Origin of the sequence: Streptomyces sp. CB02980 (assembly GCF_014451325.2) — a bacterium.
GTDB lineage: Bacteria > Actinomycetota > Actinomycetes > Streptomycetales > Streptomycetaceae > Streptomyces.
On sequence record NZ_JACSCH020000001.1, the window covers coordinates 473,194 to 490,979 of the forward strand.

Here is a 17,786-nt window from a genome sequence, read left to right on the forward strand (position 1 = left end):
CCTTGGTTCATGTGACGTGGGTCACTCGCATGTGTTTTCAGCAGTGCCGGCCCGTGTTGACGCAGGTGACGAGCTTCGTCATCCGGTCGTCCGTCATCACGTTGACGAACATCGCGTGGTCGGTCTTCGGGCTGTGGCGCTGCTCGGGGAAGGAGTCCAGGGCGATCGGCGCGTCGGCCGGGGGTGCGTCGTAGGCCAGGGTGATGCGCAGTTCGGGGACGGCGAAGGTGTTCTGGGGGCAGACACCGTTGGCGGCGGGGAAGAGCAGGTGGGTGCGTTCGGGGCCGGCGGTGTCGAGGCCGTTCCAGCAGCTGGGGAAGACCAGGGTGCGGGTGAGGCGGTCGCCCACCGGGCAGCGCGGGTAGCGGGTGGTGGAGCGGTCGGGCAGGCCGACGCAGCCCCAGCGCGCCTTCACGCCCTCGTCACCGCGTGCGGTGAAGGCGACGGCGTCACCCGTGAAGGCGCGCAGGAAGCGCGGCATCGGGACGACCTGGCCGGCCGGGTTGCCGTGGAACGTCAGGCGCACGTCGACGGGCGTGAGGATCCGTCCCGTGTTGCCGTGGCCCGCCGCCTTCTCGTACGGCCGTGTCGCCGGCAGGTCGGGACGGCGGAGGACGGGCCAGTAGTAGGTGGAACGGTCGCCGCCGCGGCAGGTGGTGGGGGCGGCGGCGAGGCTCTCGTCGGTGGAGAACGCGTCGGTGGAGCGGTTGCCGACGTAGGCGTGGGTGTGATGGGCGCCGTGGCGGAGTCCGGGTGAGATCACCACGTTGTCCTGGTTGTAGTGGCCCTCCTCGTTGCGGCCGCAGTCGACGGTGAAGGAGCCCGTCGAGGCGTCGGGGCCGGGGCGCGACGCCTGTTCCCGGGTCGGCGGTACGTCACGGATGTCGACGAAGTCGCCGGGCGCGGGGGCGCCGGACCCGGCTCCGGGCATCGCGCCGGACATCGCCTCGTGCGGCCCTTTCCCTTCGGACGCTCCCAGCACGGCGGCGGTCAGGGCACCCCCCAGGACCAGGCAGACCAGCAGAACGAGCAGTCGGTGTTCTCTCCCCATGCCGGTCACCGTCGCCGCTGCACACGGTCGACGTCAACCGGGTCCGTACGTCCCGGCCGCACCCGGGGGCAGGGTGGCCGAACGTGACCATTTCACGGAGGAGTTGGCCAGGGGACGTGTGCGACATGGAGGCGGTGCGGAGAGCTGTTTAAGAAACCTTGTTGAAAAAGCCTTTACCCCTGGTTCGCTCTTGATTTGCTCCTGCCAATCCGAACAGGCTTCTCTCGAACGTTTGACGCCCCACACGTCAACACGAGGAGAGATCCACTTTCATGGCAACTCACAAGCGGTCCCACGGACTTCGCAACGCGGCCATAGCCACAGGTACTGCTGCCGCGGCCGCCGCAGCGCTGTTCGCGGGCAATCTCGCCGGGGCATCCACCCCGGCCGAGGGCACCGTCCACGGACTCGGCGCCCCGGGCGCCGTCGACGGCAGCTTCATCGTCATCCTCGACGCATCCGCGAACAAGGGGGACCTCGCAAAGAAGTACGGCGGCAAGCTCGTCCGCTCCTACGGCTCCGAGGTCAACGGCTTCTCGGCGTCCGGCCTGTCCGTCGACGAGGCCAAGCGCCTCGCCGCCGACCCCGCGGTCGGGACGGTCGTGCAGAACAAGCGGTTCAGCATCAAGGAGACGCAGGAACAGCCCCCGTCCTGGGGCCTGGACCGGATCGACCAGGCCGACACGGCCGGCGACCAGAAGTACACGTACCCCGACAACGGCGGGGAGGGCGTGACCGCGTACGTCATCGACACCGGCGTCCGGGTCTCGCACCAGGACTTCGGCGGCCGGGCGACCCACGGCTTCGACGCCGTGGACAACGACGACAGCGCCGACGACGGCAACGGCCACGGCACCCACGTGGCGGGCACCATCGCCGGCACCGCCCACGGAGTCGCCAAGAAGGCCAAGGTCGTGGCCGTCCGCGTCCTCGACGACAGCGGCTCCGGCACCACCGAGCAGGTCGTGGCCGGCATCGACTGGGTGACCAAGAACCACTCCGGGCCCTCGGTGGCGAACATGAGCCTCGGCGGCGGCGCCGACGAGGCCCTGGACGCGGCGGTCCAGCGGGCCATCGCCTCCGGCGTGACCTTCGCGGTGGCGGCCGGCAACGAGTCCTCCGACGCCGGCCAGGGCTCGCCCTCCCGGGTGCCGGAGGCGCTCACCGTGGCGTCCAGCACCAAGGACGACCAGCAGTCGGAGTTCTCGAACTTCGGCTCGGTGGTGGACCTGTACGCGCCCGGCTCGGAGATCACCTCGGCCTGGAACGACAGCGACACCGGCGTCAAGACGATCTCCGGAACGTCGATGGCCAGCCCGCACGTGGCGGGTGCCGCGGCCCTCTACCTGGCGGCCAACCCGTCGGCGACGCCGGCCGACACGGCCGCCGCGCTGACCGGGGCGGCCACCGCGGACGCCATCAAGAACCCGTCCTCCGGCACCGCGAACAAGCTCCTCAAGGTGACGCCGTAACAGCGTGTCCACGACTCGCCGGGGCCGTATCCGCCCCCGATGAGCTGTGAAGAGGTGGCCCTCCACACACCCGTGGAGGGCCACCTCCTTCGGTTCGGTGCCCGATACTGCTGGGATGCCGCAGACGCCGCCCGCCGCGCTCCCCGAGCCGATATCGGCCGAGCCGCCGCACCGCCCGGACCTCACCCTGCTCACCCAGTCCTGGCTCGACCTGGCGTTCCTGCACTGGGCCGTGGACCCCGCCGACGTGGCCCCGCTCCTGCCCGCCGGAACCGTGCCCGACACCCACGACGGCGTCACCTACGTGGGCCTGGTCGCCTTCCGGATGCACCGGGTCGGCTGGCTCCGGCTCCCCGGGATCCCGTATCTCGGGACCTTCCCCGAGACCAACGTCCGGCTCTACTCCGTGGACGCCCACGGGCGCCGGGGTGTCGTCTTCCGCTCCCTCGACGCGTCCCGGCTGATCCCGGTGGCCGTCGGACGGTGGGCGTTCCGGATCCCGTACGTCTGGTCCAGGATGAGCATCCGGAACGACGGCTCCACCGTGACGTACACCAGCAGCCGGCGCTGGCCCGGCCCGCGCGGCGCGCGCAGCGCGATCAGCGTGGAGGTCGGGGAGCCGGTGGAGGAGCCCACCGCGCTCGAACACTTCCTGACCGCCCGCTGGGGCATGCACAGCTCGTTCCGCGGGCGGCCGCTCTATCTCCCGAACACCCACCCGCGCTGGCCGCTGCACCGCGCCCGGCTGCTCGACTGCGACGAGACGCTGCTCACCGCGGCCGGTCTGGAGCGGCCGTCCGGCCCGCCGGTGAGCGTGCTCTACTCGCCGTGCGTGCCGGTCCGCTTCAGTGCCCCGCCGAGGGATCCGCGGGTCGTGTCGATCCCGCGCCCGAGGGACGGGGACAGGTAGCTCGCTCGCGGTCTCAGCGCGGGGCGATCCCCGCCTCCGCCGCCCCCTTGATCCGGGCGCCGAAACCGGGGGCGTCCTTGCGGGCGGCCGAGAGCGCCAGGCCGGCGAGGAGTTTGCCCACGCCGTGGCCTTCGAGGACGTTGTAGATCCGGACCTGGGTCCGGCCGTCGGTGAGCGGTTCCAGGTCGTAGCCACCCTCACTCGCCGTGATGAGGTTCTTCGACACCTCCGCCCAGCGGATCTTCACGGGCGCTTCGAGGGCGGTGATGCGGAACTCCCTCGCGGTCTTCATCCCGGCGTCCTTGACGGTGCTCCGGAAGACGGTGCCCACGGCGGTCGGGGTGTCCGGGACCCGCTCGATCCTGAGCACCCGGGGGCTGAACTCCGGATCGTTGCGTCCGTCGGCGAGAAAGGCGAACACGTCCTCCACCGGCCGATCGACCTCGAACGTCGCTTCGAACTGTCCAGTCATGGGCACCCCAGATCGATCGAGCGGCGCCCCCGCACGCGCCTGCGGCGACGAGGCGTTCACCCTCGCCGTAGCACCGCGACTGTCGTAGCGGCATCACGACACTACGTGACCGCCGGCCCGCCCGCCCGGTGAGCGGCGCGCTCTCCCCGTCGGTACGTCTCCACTGCCGCGCCCGGACATCGGACGTTTCTCTCCGGGTAGCGCCCGCCCTCGTCGTACGTCAATGACGGTGGAGGCGGAGGAGCGAGTCGGGACAGCAGGTCACAGCGCGCTGTCGAGCCAGCGGACGACGTTGGAGATGTGGATCGTCGCCCAGGCCTCCGCCGTCCGCGCGTCCCGCGCGGCGAGCGCGTCCAGGATCGCCCGGTGCTCCGACAGGGTCCGGGCCACGGCCGTCTCCTCGGTGATGCCGCGCCACAGCCGCGCCCGTACGGTGGCCCCGGAGATGCTGTCGAGGAGCGAGCACAGCAGGGGAATCCCGGAGGCCGCCGCGATGCGCCGGTGGAACTCCAGGTCGCTGGCGACGAGTTCGTCCAGACTCGGGGCGTCACCGAGCCGGTCGAGGAGCTCCCCGAGCTCCCTGATCTCGCCCTCGGGGATGCGCTCCGCCGCCAGCGCGGTCGCCGCCGGCTCCAGGATGCCCCGTACCTTCAGGGCCTGGAGCGCCTGGTCGTCCTGGTGGAAGTCCAGGACGAACGACACCGCTTCGAGCAGCAGCGGCGGTTCGAGGCTGGAGACGTACGTCCCGTCGCCCTGCCGTACGTCGAGGATGTTCAGCAGGGACAGCGCCTTCACCGCCTCGCGCAGGGAGTTGCGCGACAGGCCCAGTTCGGCGGCGAGGTCGGCCTCCTTGGGCAGCCGGTCCCCCGGGCGCAGCGCGCCGGAGACGATCATCTCCTTGATCTTGCCGATCGCCTCGTCCGTAACCGCCACAGCGTCCTCCTGTCCAAGGCCATATACATCGGATGTGTCTGCCGGGCGCCACCTTACTGCAGGGTGGCGTGGGGCCGGCCGGCCCCGTCCACGAGGGGAGGTTCAGGGGACGACAGCCGGCCCGGAGCGGACGTACGACGGGCCGACTGTCCTTCACCGCTCTCCCTTCCCGCTCTCCCTCCCCGCTCCCCTTCTCCGCTCCCCTTCCCCGTCAGCGGGCGTTGGGGCCCACGTCCGCCGGGGTCAGCGGCCGGCGGATCGGCGTCGCCGTCGCGTACTCGTCGGCACCGACGTCGCGCACGCTGCCCCGCGCGTCGCCGTCGATGTCATGGGTGACCGGCGCCGGGGACAGCGTGGCCGCGCCGATCGCCCGGCTCGTGCTGGACAGGCGGTACACCCCGTCGGAGCCCCGTAGCAGGCGGGGGTCGGCCCGCAGGAACCCGCCGGCGGGGATGTTCCCGTCGGCCGCCGCGCCGAACAGGATGTTGCTCTGCCAGGTGAAGCGGACCGTGGTCGCCATCTCGACCAGGCTGCCGGTCTGCCCGACCAGCAGATTGTCGGCGACGGTGACGTCGCGGGGTTCGTGCGGGCGGTGGCTCTCGCCCGAGAGCGCGCCGCCCGCGTTGTCGAGGAGGGTGTTGTGGGCGATGAGCACGCGGTCGGGTGCGTCGTTGCCCCGGCGGGCCTCGGCCGATTCGCCGGGGACGTGGTCGCGTTCCGTTCCGCTGCCGATGACCATCGCCCGCCCGCTGAGGCCGGCCAGGTAGTTGTTGACGATGACGTGGTCGTTCCCGTAGATCCGCACGCCCTCCTCGCCGCCGATGAGGTAGTTGCTGTCGACGAGGGTGCCGTTGCCGTGGCGCAGGACGATGCCGCCGAGGCTGTCGCGGATCGTGTTGTAGCGGATGACGTTGTCGGAGCTCTTGACGGAGATGGCCTCGGGGTCGCCGTCGGCCCGCTCGAACAGGTTGTACTCGACGAGCGCGTGCGCGCTGGACAGGGCACGGGGGCTGACGCCGAGGCGGATCGGTTCGCCGCCGTTGGCGCCCGCGAAGGTGTGGTCGGAGAAGTGGTTGCGGTGGACGTGCACGCCCTGGGCCATGGCTTCGCTGCCCGAGCCCTCGATGCCGAGGAAGATGCCGAGCGTGGTCTTGCCGTGGAAGTGGTTGCGGTCGATCACGGCCTCGTCGCCGCGCACCATGACCCAGTGCAGGCCCTCGATGTCCGCGAGCTGGAAGTCGTTGCGGGTGAGCCGGATGTACGTGCAGGTCGGCGGGATCTCCAGGGTGGTGCTCTGGCGGAAGGAGAAGCCGCTCACGGTCACGTTGCTGGACGCGTCGAAGACGAAGCTCCGCTCGCCACGCAGCACGGCGCCGCCCCGTGACGCGGCGACGATGGTGATCGGCGCGGTGCGGGAGCCGTTCTTGCCGCTGATGGTGAGGGGCTTGGCGGCGGGGACGGTGTAGGTGCCGTTCGCGAGGACGATGCGGGTGCCGGGTCCCGCCGCGTCGATCGCGTCCTGGAGGTCGTCCAGGGAGCCGACGTCGACGGTGGGACCCAGTGGGCGCGCGGGTTCGCACCGGGCGGCATTCGCGTACGCCGGGGCGGAGAGGGGCAGGACGGCGGCTGCCGCCCCTACAGCGGTGCCGGTGAGGAACGTGCGTCGTTGCATGGTGCCTCCGTGATCGGTCGGATGAGTGGTACGCGTACGGCCCGTCACATCGAGGCGCCGGGCCCGGACGGGTCCGTCAGGTGCAGCTCGATGACGGGCACGGGTGTGTCGGGCCGCTGCACCGGGAGCCGGAGCGTGAGGGTGCCGGCCGGCTGGCCGCCCATCTGGGTGTTCATCGCCGGGCGGTCGGGGTCGAGCGGTTCCTGGACGATCTCCGAGGCGTCGTTCAGGAGTTGGGCGTAGCGCACCCGGCCCGCGAGACCGGGCAGGTGCAGATGGCGCAGCGGCCAGGAGAAGAGGTGGACGTAGAGCCGGTCGCCGCGCTGGGTGTACCGGCAGTCGGCGGGCGGGGTGTACGGGGAGGGGCCGCAGCCGCGTACGGACCGTTCGTGCAGGTCGGTCCAGCGGCCGATCTCGGCGAGGGCGGCGGTGTCGCGCGGGTCGAGGTCGCCCCGGCCGGTGGGGCCGACGTTGAGCAGGAGGTTGCCGCCCTTGGAGACGCCGTCGACAAGCATCCGGATGAGCAGGTCGGGGCTCTTGTGGTCGAGGTTGTCCCGGTCGTAGCCCCAGCTTCCGTTGAGGGTCTGGCACGCCTCCCACCGGACGGGCCGGCCGTCGACGGTCATCGGGGCGGACGGCTGGTACTGCTCGGGCGTGACGAAGTCCCCCGGGAGGCCGGCCCGGTCGTTGACCAGGATGTGCGGCTGGAGCTCGCGGACCATCGCCATGAGCCGCGGGGAGTCCCAGTCGTCGGGGCCCTTGCCGCCCCACCATTCGCGGCCCGCGTAGGAGAAGTCGAAGAAGAGGTAGTCGACGCGTCCGTACTCCGTGAGCAGTTCGCGTACCTGGCCGTGCAGATACTCCTGGTACGCGCGGATGTCGCGGTCCGCGGCCGCGGCCTTGAACTCCTCGTCGTCGCGCTGCGGGTGCGTTCCGTCGACGGGGAACGACGGGTGGTGCCAGTCGATCAGGGAGTGGTAGAAGCCGACCTTGAGGCCCTCGGCGCGGCACGCCTCGACGAACGGTCCGACCAGGTCGCGGCCGTGGGGTGTCTTCGTCACCTTGTAGTCGGTGAGCCGGCTGTCCCAGAGGCAGAAGCCGTCGTGGTGCTTGGTGGTCAGCACGACGTACCGCATGCCGGCGGCCTTCGCCGTCCGCGCCCACCGGACCGGGTCGTAGCGGTCGGGGTCGAAGTGGTCGAAGTACACCTGGTACTGCTCGTCCGTCATCTTCTCCCGGGTCTTCACCCACTCGTGGCGCGCGGCGAGGGAGTAGAGGCCCCAGTGGACGAACATGCCGAAGCGGTCGTGGGTGAACCAGGTCGTGTCGGGCGAAGGGGCCGACAGGAGGTCGGCGTCGGCGCTGGTGGAGGTCATGGGGCATCGTTCCTGTGCGGTCGGGAGGGGCGGGCGGTCCGGCGACGCCGTCAGGCCGGTTCGTGGACGTCTTCGCGGAGCCGTACGTCGGGGGCGACGCGGGCCAGGTAGCCGGCGTCGTCGCGACGGGTCAGGCCGCACGCCAGGTACTGCTCGTGCAGCCGGTCCAGTGCGTCGCGGTCGAGCTCGACGCCGAGTCCGGGTGTCCGCGGGACGGTGACCGCGCCGTCCGCGAAGCTCCACGGTGTGGTGACGACGTCGTCCTCGGGCCGCTTCCAGGGCCAGTGGGTGTCCAGGTCGTGGGTGAGGGCGGGGGTCGCGGCGGCGAGGTGGACCATCGCGGCGAGGCTGATCCCGAGGTGAGAGTTGGAGTGCATGGACATCCCGATGCCGAAGTGGTGGCAGGCGGTCGCCAGGTGCTGGGTGGCCTTGAGGCCGCCCCAGAAGTGGTGGTCGCCGAGCAGCACGCCGACGGCCCGGGCGGGGATCGCCTCGGTCAGGTGCTCCCAGGTGACCACGCACATGTTGGTGGCGAGGGGCATCGGGGCGGTCCGGGCGAGGTCCGCCATGGCGGGGATGCCGGCGACCGGGTCCTCGAGGTACTCCAGTACTCCCGTCAGCTCGTCGGCCACCCGGGCGGCGGTCTCCGGGTCCCAGCTCGCGTTGGGGTCGAGGCGGAGCGGATGGTCCGGGAACGCCTCGCGCAGGGCACGGATCGCGGCGACCTCGTCGTCCGGAGGGAGTACGCCGCCCTTGAGCTTGAACGAGCGGAAGCCGAATCGGTTCGCCAGGAGCCGGGCCTGCGCCACGAGTCCGGCCGGGTCGAGGGCCGGTCCCCACGTGTCCGGCTCGTGGCCGGGGTGCGCGGCCCACTTCGCGAACAGGTAGCCGCAGAAGTCGATCCGGTCGCGGGCGGCGCCGCCGAGGAGGTCGGACACGGGCCTGCCGAGGTGTTTGCCCTGGAGGTCGTGGCAGGCCACCTCGAACGGCGAGGTGACGCCGGCGACCGTCTTGGCGGCCCCGCCGTCACCGATGAGGCCGTGGGCGTCGCGCGCCACCCGGCCGCCGACGATCGCGGTGACTCTCCGGGACAGCTCGTTGAGGTCGAAGGCGTCGAGGCCGGGCAGGTCCTCGGCGACGGCGCGGAGCAGTTCGAGGTGGGCGGCGTCGCCGTAGCTCTCGCCCAGGCCGTAGGCGCCGGTGTCGGTCCTGACCTCCACCACCGCGCGCAGGGCGTACGGCTCGTGGACGCCTACGGCGTTGAGCAGCGGCGGGTCGGCGAAGGCGACGGGGGTGACGACGACGGAGGTGACCTTCACGAGGCCACCGCCACGGCGGTGGCGCCCTGTTCCGGAGTGCGTTCGGCGCCGGCGCCTTTCGTCACGGCGGGCTCGGCACCGCCGCCGCCCTTCAGTTCGGCCAGCGCGCGCCGGCCCTGGGCCAGGAGGTCCTTCAACCGGTCGACGTGGTCCGCTGCCGCGTCCACCAGGGGTGCGCGGACGTGGCCGACGTCGAGCGAGCGCAGGCGGGCTCCGGCCTTGACGAGGGAGACGGCGTAGCCGGGGACCTGGTCGCGGAGGGCGGTCAGCGGCAGGTAGAAGTCGGCGAGGAGCCGGCCGGTGGTGGCGGTGTCGCCGGTCGTCAGGGCCGTGTGGAAGGCGCGGGCGATGTCGGGGGCGAAGCACAGGACGGCGGAGGAGTAGTCGCGGATGCCGATGGCCCGGCAGGCGGTCGCGCTGACCTCGGCGGTGGGCAGGCCGTTGAGGAAGGCGAAGGTCTCGGCGCGGGGGTGGCCGCTGGTGCGTACGGCGGTGACCATGCGTGCCATCGAGTCCAGGTCGCCGTTGCCCTCCTTGATCCCGGCGACCTGGGGCACGGAGAGGAGCCGGAGGGCGGTGGACGCGCCGATCCTGGCGAGGCCGCGCCGGTAGACGAGGACGGGGAGGCGTCCGGCGCGGGCGACGGACTCCACATAGGCGAGGTAGCCGTCCTCGGTGCCGCCGACGAGGTACGGGGGCAGCAGCAGGATCCCGTCGGCGCCCGCGTCCGAGGCGGCGGCGACGGCTGCCCGGGCGTTGCCGAGGCCTCCGCCGGCGCCCGCGAAGACGGGCACGCGGCCGGCGACGACGCGTACGGCGTGCCGGACGACCTCGGCGTACTCGGGGGCGCTGAGCGAGGAGTACTCCCCCGTGCCGCAGGCGACGAAGAGCGCGGCGGGGCCGTGGGCGAGCTGGTCCTCGACGTGGTCGGCGAGCACGCCCGTGTTCACCTCGTCGGCGGGGGTGAACGGCGTGAGCGGGAAGGACATCAGGCCGGACGGGATCACGGGTGGTGGTCCTTTCGGAGGGGTCGGCCGTTCGGGTCAGCCCTTGAGGGCGCCGCTGGACAGGCCGTGGACGAAGGAGCGCTGGAAGAAGAGGAAGACGACTACGGACGGCAGCAGGGCGAGCAGCGACGCGGCCATCACCACGCCGGGGGTGACGAGGGGGTCGACCCGCAGCGTGCGCAGGGCGAGCGGCAGGGTGTACGAGGAGGAGTCGGTGGCCACGAGCAGGGGCAGCAGGTACTGGTCCCAGATCATCGTGAAGCCGAAGACTCCGATGACGCCGAGCGCGGGCTTGCACATGGGAAGGATGATCTGCGCGAAGATCCGCAGGTCTCCGGCGCCGTCGATGCGCGCCGCCTCCTCCAGTTCCTTCGGTACCTCCTTCATGAACTCGGTCATGACGAGGATGGAGAACGCCCAGGCGCCGAGGGGCACGATCATGCCGGCGAGGGAGCCGATCAGATTGATGTGGACGACCGGCAGGTCGGCGAGGATCACGGAGAGCGGGATGGCCAGGATCTCCTCGGGCAGCATCAGCGTGGCCAGGATCGCGACGAACGCGAGGGTCATGCCCCGGAACCGCTTCCTGGCGAGGGCGTAGCCCGCGAGGACGGAGACGGCGACCTGGAGCAGCAGCCCGAGGCCGACGACGAAGAACGAGTTGAGGAGGTACTTCAGGACGCCCTGGTCGAAGGCGACGGTGAAGTTGTCGACGGTGGGGTCGGAGGGGACGACGCTGAGCTGGGTGGGGTCCTTGACGTGGTTGAACGCGCTGACGAGCAGGGCGAGCAGCGGTCCCGCGAACACCACGAGGACGAGGAGGTACGTGAGGACCTTCAGGGCGCGGCCGGCGGCGCTGCGGCTCTCGGTCAGCCCGAGGGCGGTCTCGGTCGGCGCGCTCATTCGTTACCCCTCCGTCGGAACAGGTGGACGCCGACCGTGAGGAGCAGCGTCGCCAGGAACAGCAGGACCGCTCCGGCCGCGCCGACGCCGAGCCGGTTCTGTTCGAGGCCCAGCTTGTAGATCACGGTCATGACGACTTCGGTCGAGCCGTCGGGGCCGCCGTTGGTGAGCAGGAAGACCTCGGTGAAGACGCGCAGGCCCCGGATGGCGGCGAGGATGAAGAGGATGGTGAGGACGGCGCGCAGGCCGGGGACCGTCACGTGGCGGATGCGCTGGAACCTGGACGCGCCGTCGACCTTGGCGGCCTCGTACAGTCCGCGGTCCACCCCGGCGAGACCGGCGAGGAAGATCATCATGTCGTAGGGGGCGCCCCGCCAGATGCCGGTGAGCATGATGGAGGCCATCGAGGTGTCGGGGTCGTTGATGAATCCCGACGGGCCGAACCCCACGAGGCCGAGGAGGGAGTTGAGCATGCCGTCCTCGGTGGGGTGGTACATGATCCGCCAGAGTTCGGCGACGACCGCGATGGGCACGACGACGGGGAGGAAGGCCGCCGAGCGGACGAAGCCGAGCTTGCGTCCCTGTCCCTCCATGAGGAGGGCGAGGGTGAGGCCGAGCAGCATCGAGCCGGCGGTCTGGCCGACGGCGAGGACGACGGTGTGCCAGGCGGCCTCGCGGAAGCCGTCCGAGGAGAGCACGGTGGCGTAGTTCTCGCCGCCGACCCACCGGTTGCCGAGGTAGGGCTGGACTTCCTGGAAGGACATGGTCAGCGCGCTGGCCATGGGGATGAACTTGAAGTAGAGGAAGAGGATCAGGGCCGGGGCGAGGAAGAGCCACGGCGTCCACCATCTGCCTCCGCGGCGGTTCCTCACCCGGCGGGAGACGGGCGGCGCGCTTCCTCCCGGCGCGGTCGGCGCCGGCCCGCGCCGGGCGGGCGGGGTGGAGCCGGCCGCCGGGCCGGCGGCCGCCTTCACCTGGTCGAGGCTCGTCATCCGGCGATTCCCTGCTCCTGGAGGATCCCGGCGAGCTTCGTGTCGAGTTCGCGCAGCTTCTCGCCCAGGTCGAGGGAGCAGTCGGCCATCAGCGCGTTGACGGTCTCGGCGGTGGTCTGCCGTACGGGGGTCCAGTTGGGGATGGAGGGGGCGTAGCGCCCGGAGGAGCGGTAGACGTCGGCGTACGTCTTCCAGCGGGGGTCGGGGCGTACCTCGGTGACGTCGACCTTCTTGTTCACGGGGAGCTGGACGGTGGAGCCGTCGACGCCCTCCATGCCGAGTTTCTGGCCCTCGGCGGAGATGGCGTACCCGGCGAAGGCGTCCTGTCCGGCGCGGTTCTCCGAACCGGCCATCAGATAGACGGAGCCGCCCTCGGCGAGCACGGTGGCGTCCTTCGGTCCCTTGGGCATGGGGACGACCTCGTACTTGTCCTTGCCGAGGGACTTGTCGAAGCGGGGCATGAGGTAGGGGCCGACGACGAACATGCCGGTCCTGCCCGCCTCGAAGGTCTCGTTCGTCGGCGGGGTGTCCATGGTGACGGCGCCGGGCTGGACGACCTTCTTGTCGCAGCCGAGGGCGCGGAACCAGCGCATGGCCTCCGTCGACTCCTTGCTCGTCATCGACGGCTTGTACGTGCCTTGGCCCGCCTCGGTGATGAAGTCCCCGCCGGCGGCCCAGAGGAAGTTGGAGAAGTACCAGGAGGCGTAGCCGCGCTTGGTCGACAGCGGGGCGGCGAGGCCGTGGGTGTCCTGCTTGCCGTTGCCGTCGGGGTCGCGGGTGGTGAAGGCGGTGGCGAGCGCGGCGAGGTCGTCCCAGCTCTGCGGGGCCTCCAGCTTCAGCTTCTCGCGCCAGTCCTTGCGGATGAGGAGGGCGCCGGCCTGGGCGGAGTACGGGATGCCGTACTGCTTGCCGTCGACGCTCTTGCCGGAGTTCAGGCCCTGTTCGACGAGGTCCTGGCTGTTCTTGATCCTGCTGAGGTCGATCTCCCTGAGGAGCCCCTGGCTGTGCATCGCGCCGAGCTGGGTGACGTCGTTCATGACGATGTCGGGCAACTGCCGCTGGGCGGCACGCTGCTGGAGCTTCGTCTCGAAGTCGTCGAAGATCGCCGTGACCTTGACCTTGTGTCCGGTGGCCTTCTCGAAGCCTTCGACCAGCCTCAGGGTGGCCTTCTCGCCGGGGCCGCCGGGTGTGGTCCTGGTCCACAGCTCCAGCTCCGCCTTGGAGTCCTGTTCGGCGTCCGCCCCGGCAGGACCGGACGTACAGCTCGTCAGGGCCAACGCCGAGGCGAGAAGACCCGCACCGATCCATCGCGTTCTCTGCATGACAACTCCTGTTCGCCGCCGTCGGCAGCTGGCCTGTAAGCGCTTGCCGGGGACGCTAACGCGCGGCCGAACGAGGGTCAATAGTCCGATGACTGCTAAGAGTTGAAGGGAATGAGGGCACTTGCCGACGCGTGCCCGACGGGGCCCTCATCACCCGCTTGAGCAGTCATGAAGCGAGATCAAAAAGCGAAGCGCTTCACCTCTACACCGGGAGCGCTCCCCGAGACCACCGCTCAGACATCGATAAAAGCTCCGATGTCTGAGCGGATGTGAGAGCTCGGGGTGTGGGAAACAGGACAGTTACGCCCGGGTCGACGCCCGGGCCGGCGCGACGGCGTGCCGCAGGGGCTCGCCGCGTACCAGCCGCCGCAGTTCGTCACGTACGAGCTCACCCAGGCGGGCGCGTTCCCGGCCCATGGCGCCGGCGAGGTGCGGGGTGAGCAGGACGTTCGGCAGCGCGAAGAGCGGCGAGTCGGAGGCGGGCGGTTCGGGCCAGGTCACATCGAGTACGGCGGTGAGGTCGGGCCGGTCGCGGAGAACTCCGATCACCTCCGGCTCGTCCAGCACGGCACCGCGTGCCGTGTTGATCAGGGTCGCGCCCTCGGGGAGCAGCGCCGTCAGCCGCTTGCCCACGAGGCCTTCGGTCTCGGGCAGGAGGGGGGCGTGGACGCTCACGACGTCGCAGGAGGCGAACAGCTCGTCGATTCCCGTCAGTCGGACGCCCAGCTCCCCGGCGGCGGCCGGGTCGACCACCGGGTCGCAGGCGAGCACCTCGACGTCGAAGGACCGTAGGTGCCGGGCGACGAGCCGGCCGATCTCCCCCAGTCCGAGCAGGCCCACGCGGGAGCCGTACCCTCCGGACACCCGCGGGTCGTGCGGGAAGCGGCGGCCGGCCGTCACCTCGCGACCGAGGCGGTGGACCTGCTTCAGGCCGAGCAGGATCTGGGCGAGGCTGAACTCGGCGACCGGGACGGCGTTGGCCGCGGCCGCGGAGACGATGGGGATGCCTCGGGCCCAGAACTCCGGCGGCGTCAGGTGCCGCACCGAACCGGCCGCCACCATCACCGCGTTCAGCCTCGGCGCACGGGAGAGCAGCGCCGCGCCGAGCACCGGGGCTCCCCAGCCGGTGAGCAGGACGTCGACCTCTTCCAGTACGCCGGGGTCCCGGAGAAGGGCGTCACGGGTGAGGGCGGGGGCGTGCCAGCGCCCCAGGTGTCCGATCTCCTCCAGGACGTGCGCCGGATAGACATCGGCTCTGCGCTCCTCCTCCATGACCAGTAGGACGTTGGGCGTTGTGGTCGCAGCTGCCATCGGCTCGGCCTCCTGGGGCGTGGCGGTATCGGCGGCCACACGATACATCGGAGGACAAACCTGACTCGGTCGAAGGGCTGGACAAAACTGCGGACGATTGTTTGCATTCCCGAGTCGATACATCCGATGTCTATCGCGCCTCAGTCGGCCCGAGCCCCGGCCGTACCTGCGGCACGGCGATGTGGTCGCGTGCGGGATCAACGGCTTCGGCACCATGGGCCAGACCTACCGACAGACTTGAGAGGAGACGCGCATGCGGTTCACCCGGGACGACCGGCTGCTCTTCATCGGTGACTCCGTCACGGACACCGGCCGTGACCGCGAGGACCCCACATCCCTGGGCGACGGATACGTACGGATGATCGCCGAGGCCCTGCCCTCCCCCGCCACCGTCGTCAACAAGGGCGTCGACGGCCATCGGGTCCACGACCTGGAGGCACGCTGGGCCACCGATGTCCTCGCCCTCGCCCCCTCGGTCGTCACCGTGCTGATCGGCATCAACGACACCTGGCGCCGCTACGACCGCGGACTCCTCAGCCCGGTACCGGAGTTCGAGGCGTCCCTCGACCGCATCCTCACCCTCGCCGAGGAGAAGTGCGGCGCCCGGCTCTTCGTCATGACGCCGTTCCTGCTCCCGGCCGGCCCCGAGCAGGAGACGTGGTTCGAGGACCTCGCGCCCCGCACCGACGCCGTCCTGCGCACGGCGACCGCGCACGGCGCGACGGTGGTCCGCACGGACCTGGCACTGCTGCGCGCCGCCGAGGAACACGGCGCGGCGGCCCTCGCCCCGGACGGGGTCCATCCGAGCCCGCTCGGCCACCGCGTCGTCGCGCGCGCGTGGCTGGCGGCGGCCGGGGTGGAAGGGGGGAACACCTCGTCCGAGAGGCTGTGAGCATGACCGACGTGCCCCACCGGGTGCGGACGCGATGCGGGGCGGCGCCCGCATCGCGTCGCTCGTCGAGCACGGCTTCCGTCCCCGGGACGGGCACGTCAGCCGTGAAGGGGTGGTCCGGGCCTCGGGGCCCGGGCGGTCTTCCCGGGGTCTTGTCAGGGGCAGCTGATGCGGATGTCGCCCGGGTCGGTGGTGCAGGTGTCCGTACCGGCGCCGCCGTTGGCGGTGTCGTTGCCCGAGACGCCGTCGGTGGTGGTGAGGCGGTCGTTGCCGTAGTAGCCGGTCAGGGTGTCGTTGCCCGGGCCGCCGTTCAGGGTGTCGTCGCCGTAGCCGCCGTCGATGTTGTCGTTCCCGAAGCCGCCGTGGACCGTGTCGTTGCCGTAGCTCGCCCGGATGGTGTCGTTGCCGCCGAGGCCGCAGATCACCTCGTTGCCGAAGCCGCCGTTGATGGTCTCCGCGGCGCTGGTGCCGATGATGGTGCACCCGCGCGCGTTGTTCACCGAAGTGGTCGCGGTGGCCGTGTTGTTGGAGGTCACCGGGTCCTGCGGCGAGCCGCTGACGCCGACCGCGTTGGTCAGGGTGCCGGCGGCGCGGGGTTCGGCCGTGACCGTGACGGTCGCGCTCGCGCCCGGGGCCAGGGAGCCGAGGGCGCAGGTGGCACCGGTCGTGGTCGTCGCACAGGTGCCCTGTGAGGGAACGGCCGAGACGAGCGTCGCACCGGTTCCGGAGAGCGTGTCGGAGAGCGAGACGCCGGTCGCGGTGGCCGTGGACGTCGTGGCGTTGGTGACCTGCACCGTGTAGGTGGCGCGGTCGCCGATGCTCACCGTGGTCGTCCCGGTCTTCGTCACCGACAGGTCGGCGCGCGGCGGGGGCGGAGTCGTACCGTCACCGCCCTGGTAGCGGGCGAGGGCGAAGGCGAAGCCCGCTCCGTACCCGGCCGCGACGATCTTGCCGTCGGGCTGGACGAGCACACCACGCGCCTCGTCGAAGTCGTTGAAGCCGGTCACGACGAAGCCGTCGCCGCCGAAGCCGGTGTCCACCGCGCCGTTGACGTGGAGACGGGCCAGGCCGAAGTCGTTGGCCTCGGAGCTGTTCGGGTCGTCCGCACGTCCGGCGAGCACGATCCTGCCGTTCTGCTGGAGCGCCAGACCGTACGCGATGCCTCCGTCGCCGGGGGCGTTGACCGACGTACGGCCGCCCGTGCCGAAGCCGACGTCCGGGGTGCCGTTGGCGTTGTAGCGGAGGACGGCGAAGCCGAGGCCGCCCGATCCCGCGGCGACGATCCTGCCGTCGGGCTGGACGGCCACGGCGTTGCCGAACTCGGTGCCGCCGAAGTCCGCCGTCACCATGCCGTCACCGCTGAAGGTGGTGTCGAGGGTTCCGTTGGTGTTGTAGCGGGCCACGCCGATGTCGAAGGCGGTGTTGCCCACGTAGCCGACGGACACGATCTTGCCGTCCGGCTGGAGCGCCATGCCCCGGGCGATACCACCACCGTCCTGCGGCGACGTGGGGGTGAAGCCCGCGACGACCGCCCCGTCACCGCCGAGGCCGGGGTCGAGGGTGCCGTCGGTGCCGAGGCGGACGAGCGCGAAGCCTCCGCCGCCGCCCTTGCCCGCGGCGACGATCCTGCCGTCGGGCTGGACGGCCACGTCCGCGCCGTCCGCGGACCCGCCGAACTCCTCGACGCGCACCAGGCCGCCGTCGCCGAAGCCCGTGTCGAGACTGCCGTCGGTGTTGTACCGGGCCACGGAGAAGAAGCAGCAGCCGCCGCCCTCCTCCGCGATCACCTCGGTGGTGCCCGCCACGACGATCTTCCCGTCGGACGGCTGGATCGCGACGGCGTTGGCGGTGTGACCGCCACCGCCGAAGTCGCTGGTCACGATGCCGTCCCCGCCGAAGCCGGTGTCGAGGCCGCCGTCGGTGTCGTAGCGGGCGAGCGCGAAGCCGGCCTCGCTCACACCGACCACGACCAATCTGCCGTCGGCCTGGCGCGCGATGTCGTGGCCTTCCGCGTACCCGGTGATCGGGGTCGTCACCCGGCCGTCGGGGCCGAACGTCGGATCCAGATCGCCGGGCGCGGCGAACGCGGTACCGGGCAGCGCGAGGACGAGCGCCATGCCGAGCGCGACCGGCATCCCGGCCCTTCCGCCGGGC

General features: G+C 71.3%; 15 protein-coding genes. 3 read left to right on the plus strand and 12 right to left on the minus strand.

Annotation, left to right across the window (positions count from 1 at the left end):
* Positions 1-37 precede the first annotated feature (37 nt).
* Positions 38-1,051 carry a DUF1996 domain-containing protein gene (locus E0F75_RS02255; protein ID WP_187620700.1) on the minus strand — a complete coding sequence of 338 codons (1,014 nt, stop codon included), beginning with the start codon at positions 1,049-1,051 and terminating at the stop codon, positions 38-40.
* A 272-nt stretch (positions 1,052-1,323) separates the two neighbouring features.
* On the opposite strand from E0F75_RS02255, the gene E0F75_RS02260 reads away from it, so the two are divergent.
* Positions 1,324-2,523: a S8 family peptidase gene (locus E0F75_RS02260; RefSeq protein WP_187620701.1), complete on the plus strand. Its 1,200-nt coding sequence runs from the start codon at positions 1,324-1,326 to the stop codon at positions 2,521-2,523.
* Between the two features lie 115 nt (positions 2,524-2,638).
* Positions 2,639-3,433 carry a YqjF family protein gene (locus E0F75_RS02265; RefSeq protein WP_187620702.1) on the plus strand — a complete coding sequence of 265 codons (795 nt, stop codon included), beginning with the start codon at positions 2,639-2,641 and terminating at the stop codon, positions 3,431-3,433.
* Between the two features lie 13 nt (positions 3,434-3,446).
* On the opposite strand, the gene E0F75_RS02270 is transcribed toward E0F75_RS02265, so the two are convergent.
* From E0F75_RS02270 to E0F75_RS02315, 10 genes are all read right to left on the minus strand, one after another.
* The gene (locus E0F75_RS02270) at positions 3,447-3,905 is read right to left on the minus strand and encodes an SRPBCC family protein (protein WP_187620703.1); all 459 of its coding nucleotides are present in this window, start codon (positions 3,903-3,905) and stop codon (positions 3,447-3,449) included.
* 261 nt (positions 3,906-4,166) lie between these two features.
* A complete protein-coding gene (locus E0F75_RS02275; RefSeq protein ID WP_187620704.1) occupies positions 4,167-4,838 on the minus strand; it encodes a FadR/GntR family transcriptional regulator in 672 nt (223 codons plus the stop codon).
* A 211-nt stretch (positions 4,839-5,049) separates the two neighbouring features.
* Positions 5,050-6,510, minus strand: a complete 1,461-nt coding sequence (locus E0F75_RS02280; RefSeq protein ID WP_187620705.1) for a polysaccharide lyase 6 family protein — start codon at positions 6,508-6,510, stop codon at positions 5,050-5,052.
* Between the two features lie 44 nt (positions 6,511-6,554).
* The gene (locus tag E0F75_RS02285) at positions 6,555-7,886 is read right to left on the minus strand and encodes an alpha-L-fucosidase (protein ID WP_187620706.1); all 1,332 of its coding nucleotides are present in this window, start codon (positions 7,884-7,886) and stop codon (positions 6,555-6,557) included.
* Positions 7,887-7,936: 50 nt separating this feature from the next.
* Positions 7,937-9,205, minus strand: a complete 1,269-nt coding sequence (locus E0F75_RS02290; RefSeq protein WP_187620707.1) for an enolase C-terminal domain-like protein — start codon at positions 9,203-9,205, stop codon at positions 7,937-7,939.
* The gene (locus E0F75_RS02295; protein WP_229312437.1) at positions 9,202-10,212 is read right to left on the minus strand and encodes a 5-dehydro-4-deoxyglucarate dehydratase; all 1,011 of its coding nucleotides are present in this window, start codon (positions 10,210-10,212) and stop codon (positions 9,202-9,204) included. Before E0F75_RS02295 ends, E0F75_RS02290 begins: the two co-directional genes overlap by 4 nt.
* Positions 10,213-10,248: 36 nt before the next feature.
* The gene (locus E0F75_RS02300; RefSeq protein ID WP_187620708.1) at positions 10,249-11,115 is read right to left on the minus strand and encodes a carbohydrate ABC transporter permease; all 867 of its coding nucleotides are present in this window, start codon (positions 11,113-11,115) and stop codon (positions 10,249-10,251) included.
* The gene (locus E0F75_RS02305) at positions 11,112-12,107 is read right to left on the minus strand and encodes a carbohydrate ABC transporter permease (RefSeq protein ID WP_187620709.1); all 996 of its coding nucleotides are present in this window, start codon (positions 12,105-12,107) and stop codon (positions 11,112-11,114) included. Before E0F75_RS02305 ends, E0F75_RS02300 begins: the two co-directional genes overlap by 4 nt.
* A complete protein-coding gene (locus tag E0F75_RS02310; protein WP_187620710.1) occupies positions 12,104-13,429 on the minus strand; it encodes a sugar ABC transporter substrate-binding protein in 1,326 nt (441 codons plus the stop codon). The genes E0F75_RS02305 and E0F75_RS02310 overlap by 4 nt, the downstream gene beginning before the upstream one ends.
* Positions 13,430-13,729: 300 nt before the next feature.
* Positions 13,730-14,740, minus strand: coding sequence for a hydroxyacid dehydrogenase (locus E0F75_RS02315; protein WP_187620711.1), 1,011 nt, complete (start codon positions 14,738-14,740; stop codon positions 13,730-13,732).
* A 253-nt stretch (positions 14,741-14,993) separates the two neighbouring features.
* Between E0F75_RS02315 and E0F75_RS02320 the strand changes: the two genes are divergently transcribed.
* Entirely contained in the window at positions 14,994-15,632 is a 639-nt protein-coding gene (locus E0F75_RS02320) for an SGNH/GDSL hydrolase family protein (RefSeq protein ID WP_187620712.1), read from the plus strand.
* A gap of 155 nt (positions 15,633-15,787) precedes the next feature.
* On the opposite strand, the gene E0F75_RS02325 is transcribed toward E0F75_RS02320, so the two are convergent.
* Positions 15,788-17,767: a DUF11 domain-containing protein gene (locus E0F75_RS02325; RefSeq protein ID WP_187620713.1), complete on the minus strand. Its 1,980-nt coding sequence runs from the start codon at positions 17,765-17,767 to the stop codon at positions 15,788-15,790.
* Between the last annotated feature and the right edge of the window lie 19 nt (positions 17,768-17,786).

What these genes read in the sequence shown, in the direction of transcription:
- E0F75_RS02255 (WP_187620700.1), bottom strand. Translation starts at nt 1,051, where the DNA reads ATGGGGAGAGAACACCGACTGCTCGTTCTGCTGGTCTGCCTGGTCCTG.
- E0F75_RS02260 (WP_187620701.1), top strand. Translation starts at nt 1,324, where the DNA reads ATGGCAACTCACAAGCGGTCCCACGGACTTCGCAACGCGGCCATAGCC.
- E0F75_RS02265 (WP_187620702.1), top strand. Translation starts at nt 2,639, where the DNA reads ATGCCGCAGACGCCGCCCGCCGCGCTCCCCGAGCCGATATCGGCCGAG.
- E0F75_RS02270 (WP_187620703.1), bottom strand. Translation starts at nt 3,905, where the DNA reads ATGACTGGACAGTTCGAAGCGACGTTCGAGGTCGATCGGCCGGTGGAG.
- E0F75_RS02280 (WP_187620705.1), bottom strand. Translation starts at nt 6,510, where the DNA reads ATGCAACGACGCACGTTCCTCACCGGCACCGCTGTAGGGGCGGCAGCC.
- E0F75_RS02285 (WP_187620706.1), bottom strand. Translation starts at nt 7,886, where the DNA reads ATGACCTCCACCAGCGCCGACGCCGACCTCCTGTCGGCCCCTTCGCCC.
- E0F75_RS02300 (WP_187620708.1), bottom strand. Translation starts at nt 11,115, where the DNA reads ATGAGCGCGCCGACCGAGACCGCCCTCGGGCTGACCGAGAGCCGCAGC.
- E0F75_RS02305 (WP_187620709.1), bottom strand. Translation starts at nt 12,107, where the DNA reads ATGACGAGCCTCGACCAGGTGAAGGCGGCCGCCGGCCCGGCGGCCGGC.
- E0F75_RS02310 (WP_187620710.1), bottom strand. Translation starts at nt 13,429, where the DNA reads ATGCAGAGAACGCGATGGATCGGTGCGGGTCTTCTCGCCTCGGCGTTG.
- E0F75_RS02315 (WP_187620711.1), bottom strand. Translation starts at nt 14,740, where the DNA reads ATGGCAGCTGCGACCACAACGCCCAACGTCCTACTGGTCATGGAGGAG.
- E0F75_RS02320 (WP_187620712.1), top strand. Translation starts at nt 14,994, where the DNA reads ATGCGGTTCACCCGGGACGACCGGCTGCTCTTCATCGGTGACTCCGTC.
- E0F75_RS02325 (WP_187620713.1), bottom strand. Translation starts at nt 17,767, where the DNA reads ATGCCGGTCGCGCTCGGCATGGCGCTCGTCCTCGCGCTGCCCGGTACC.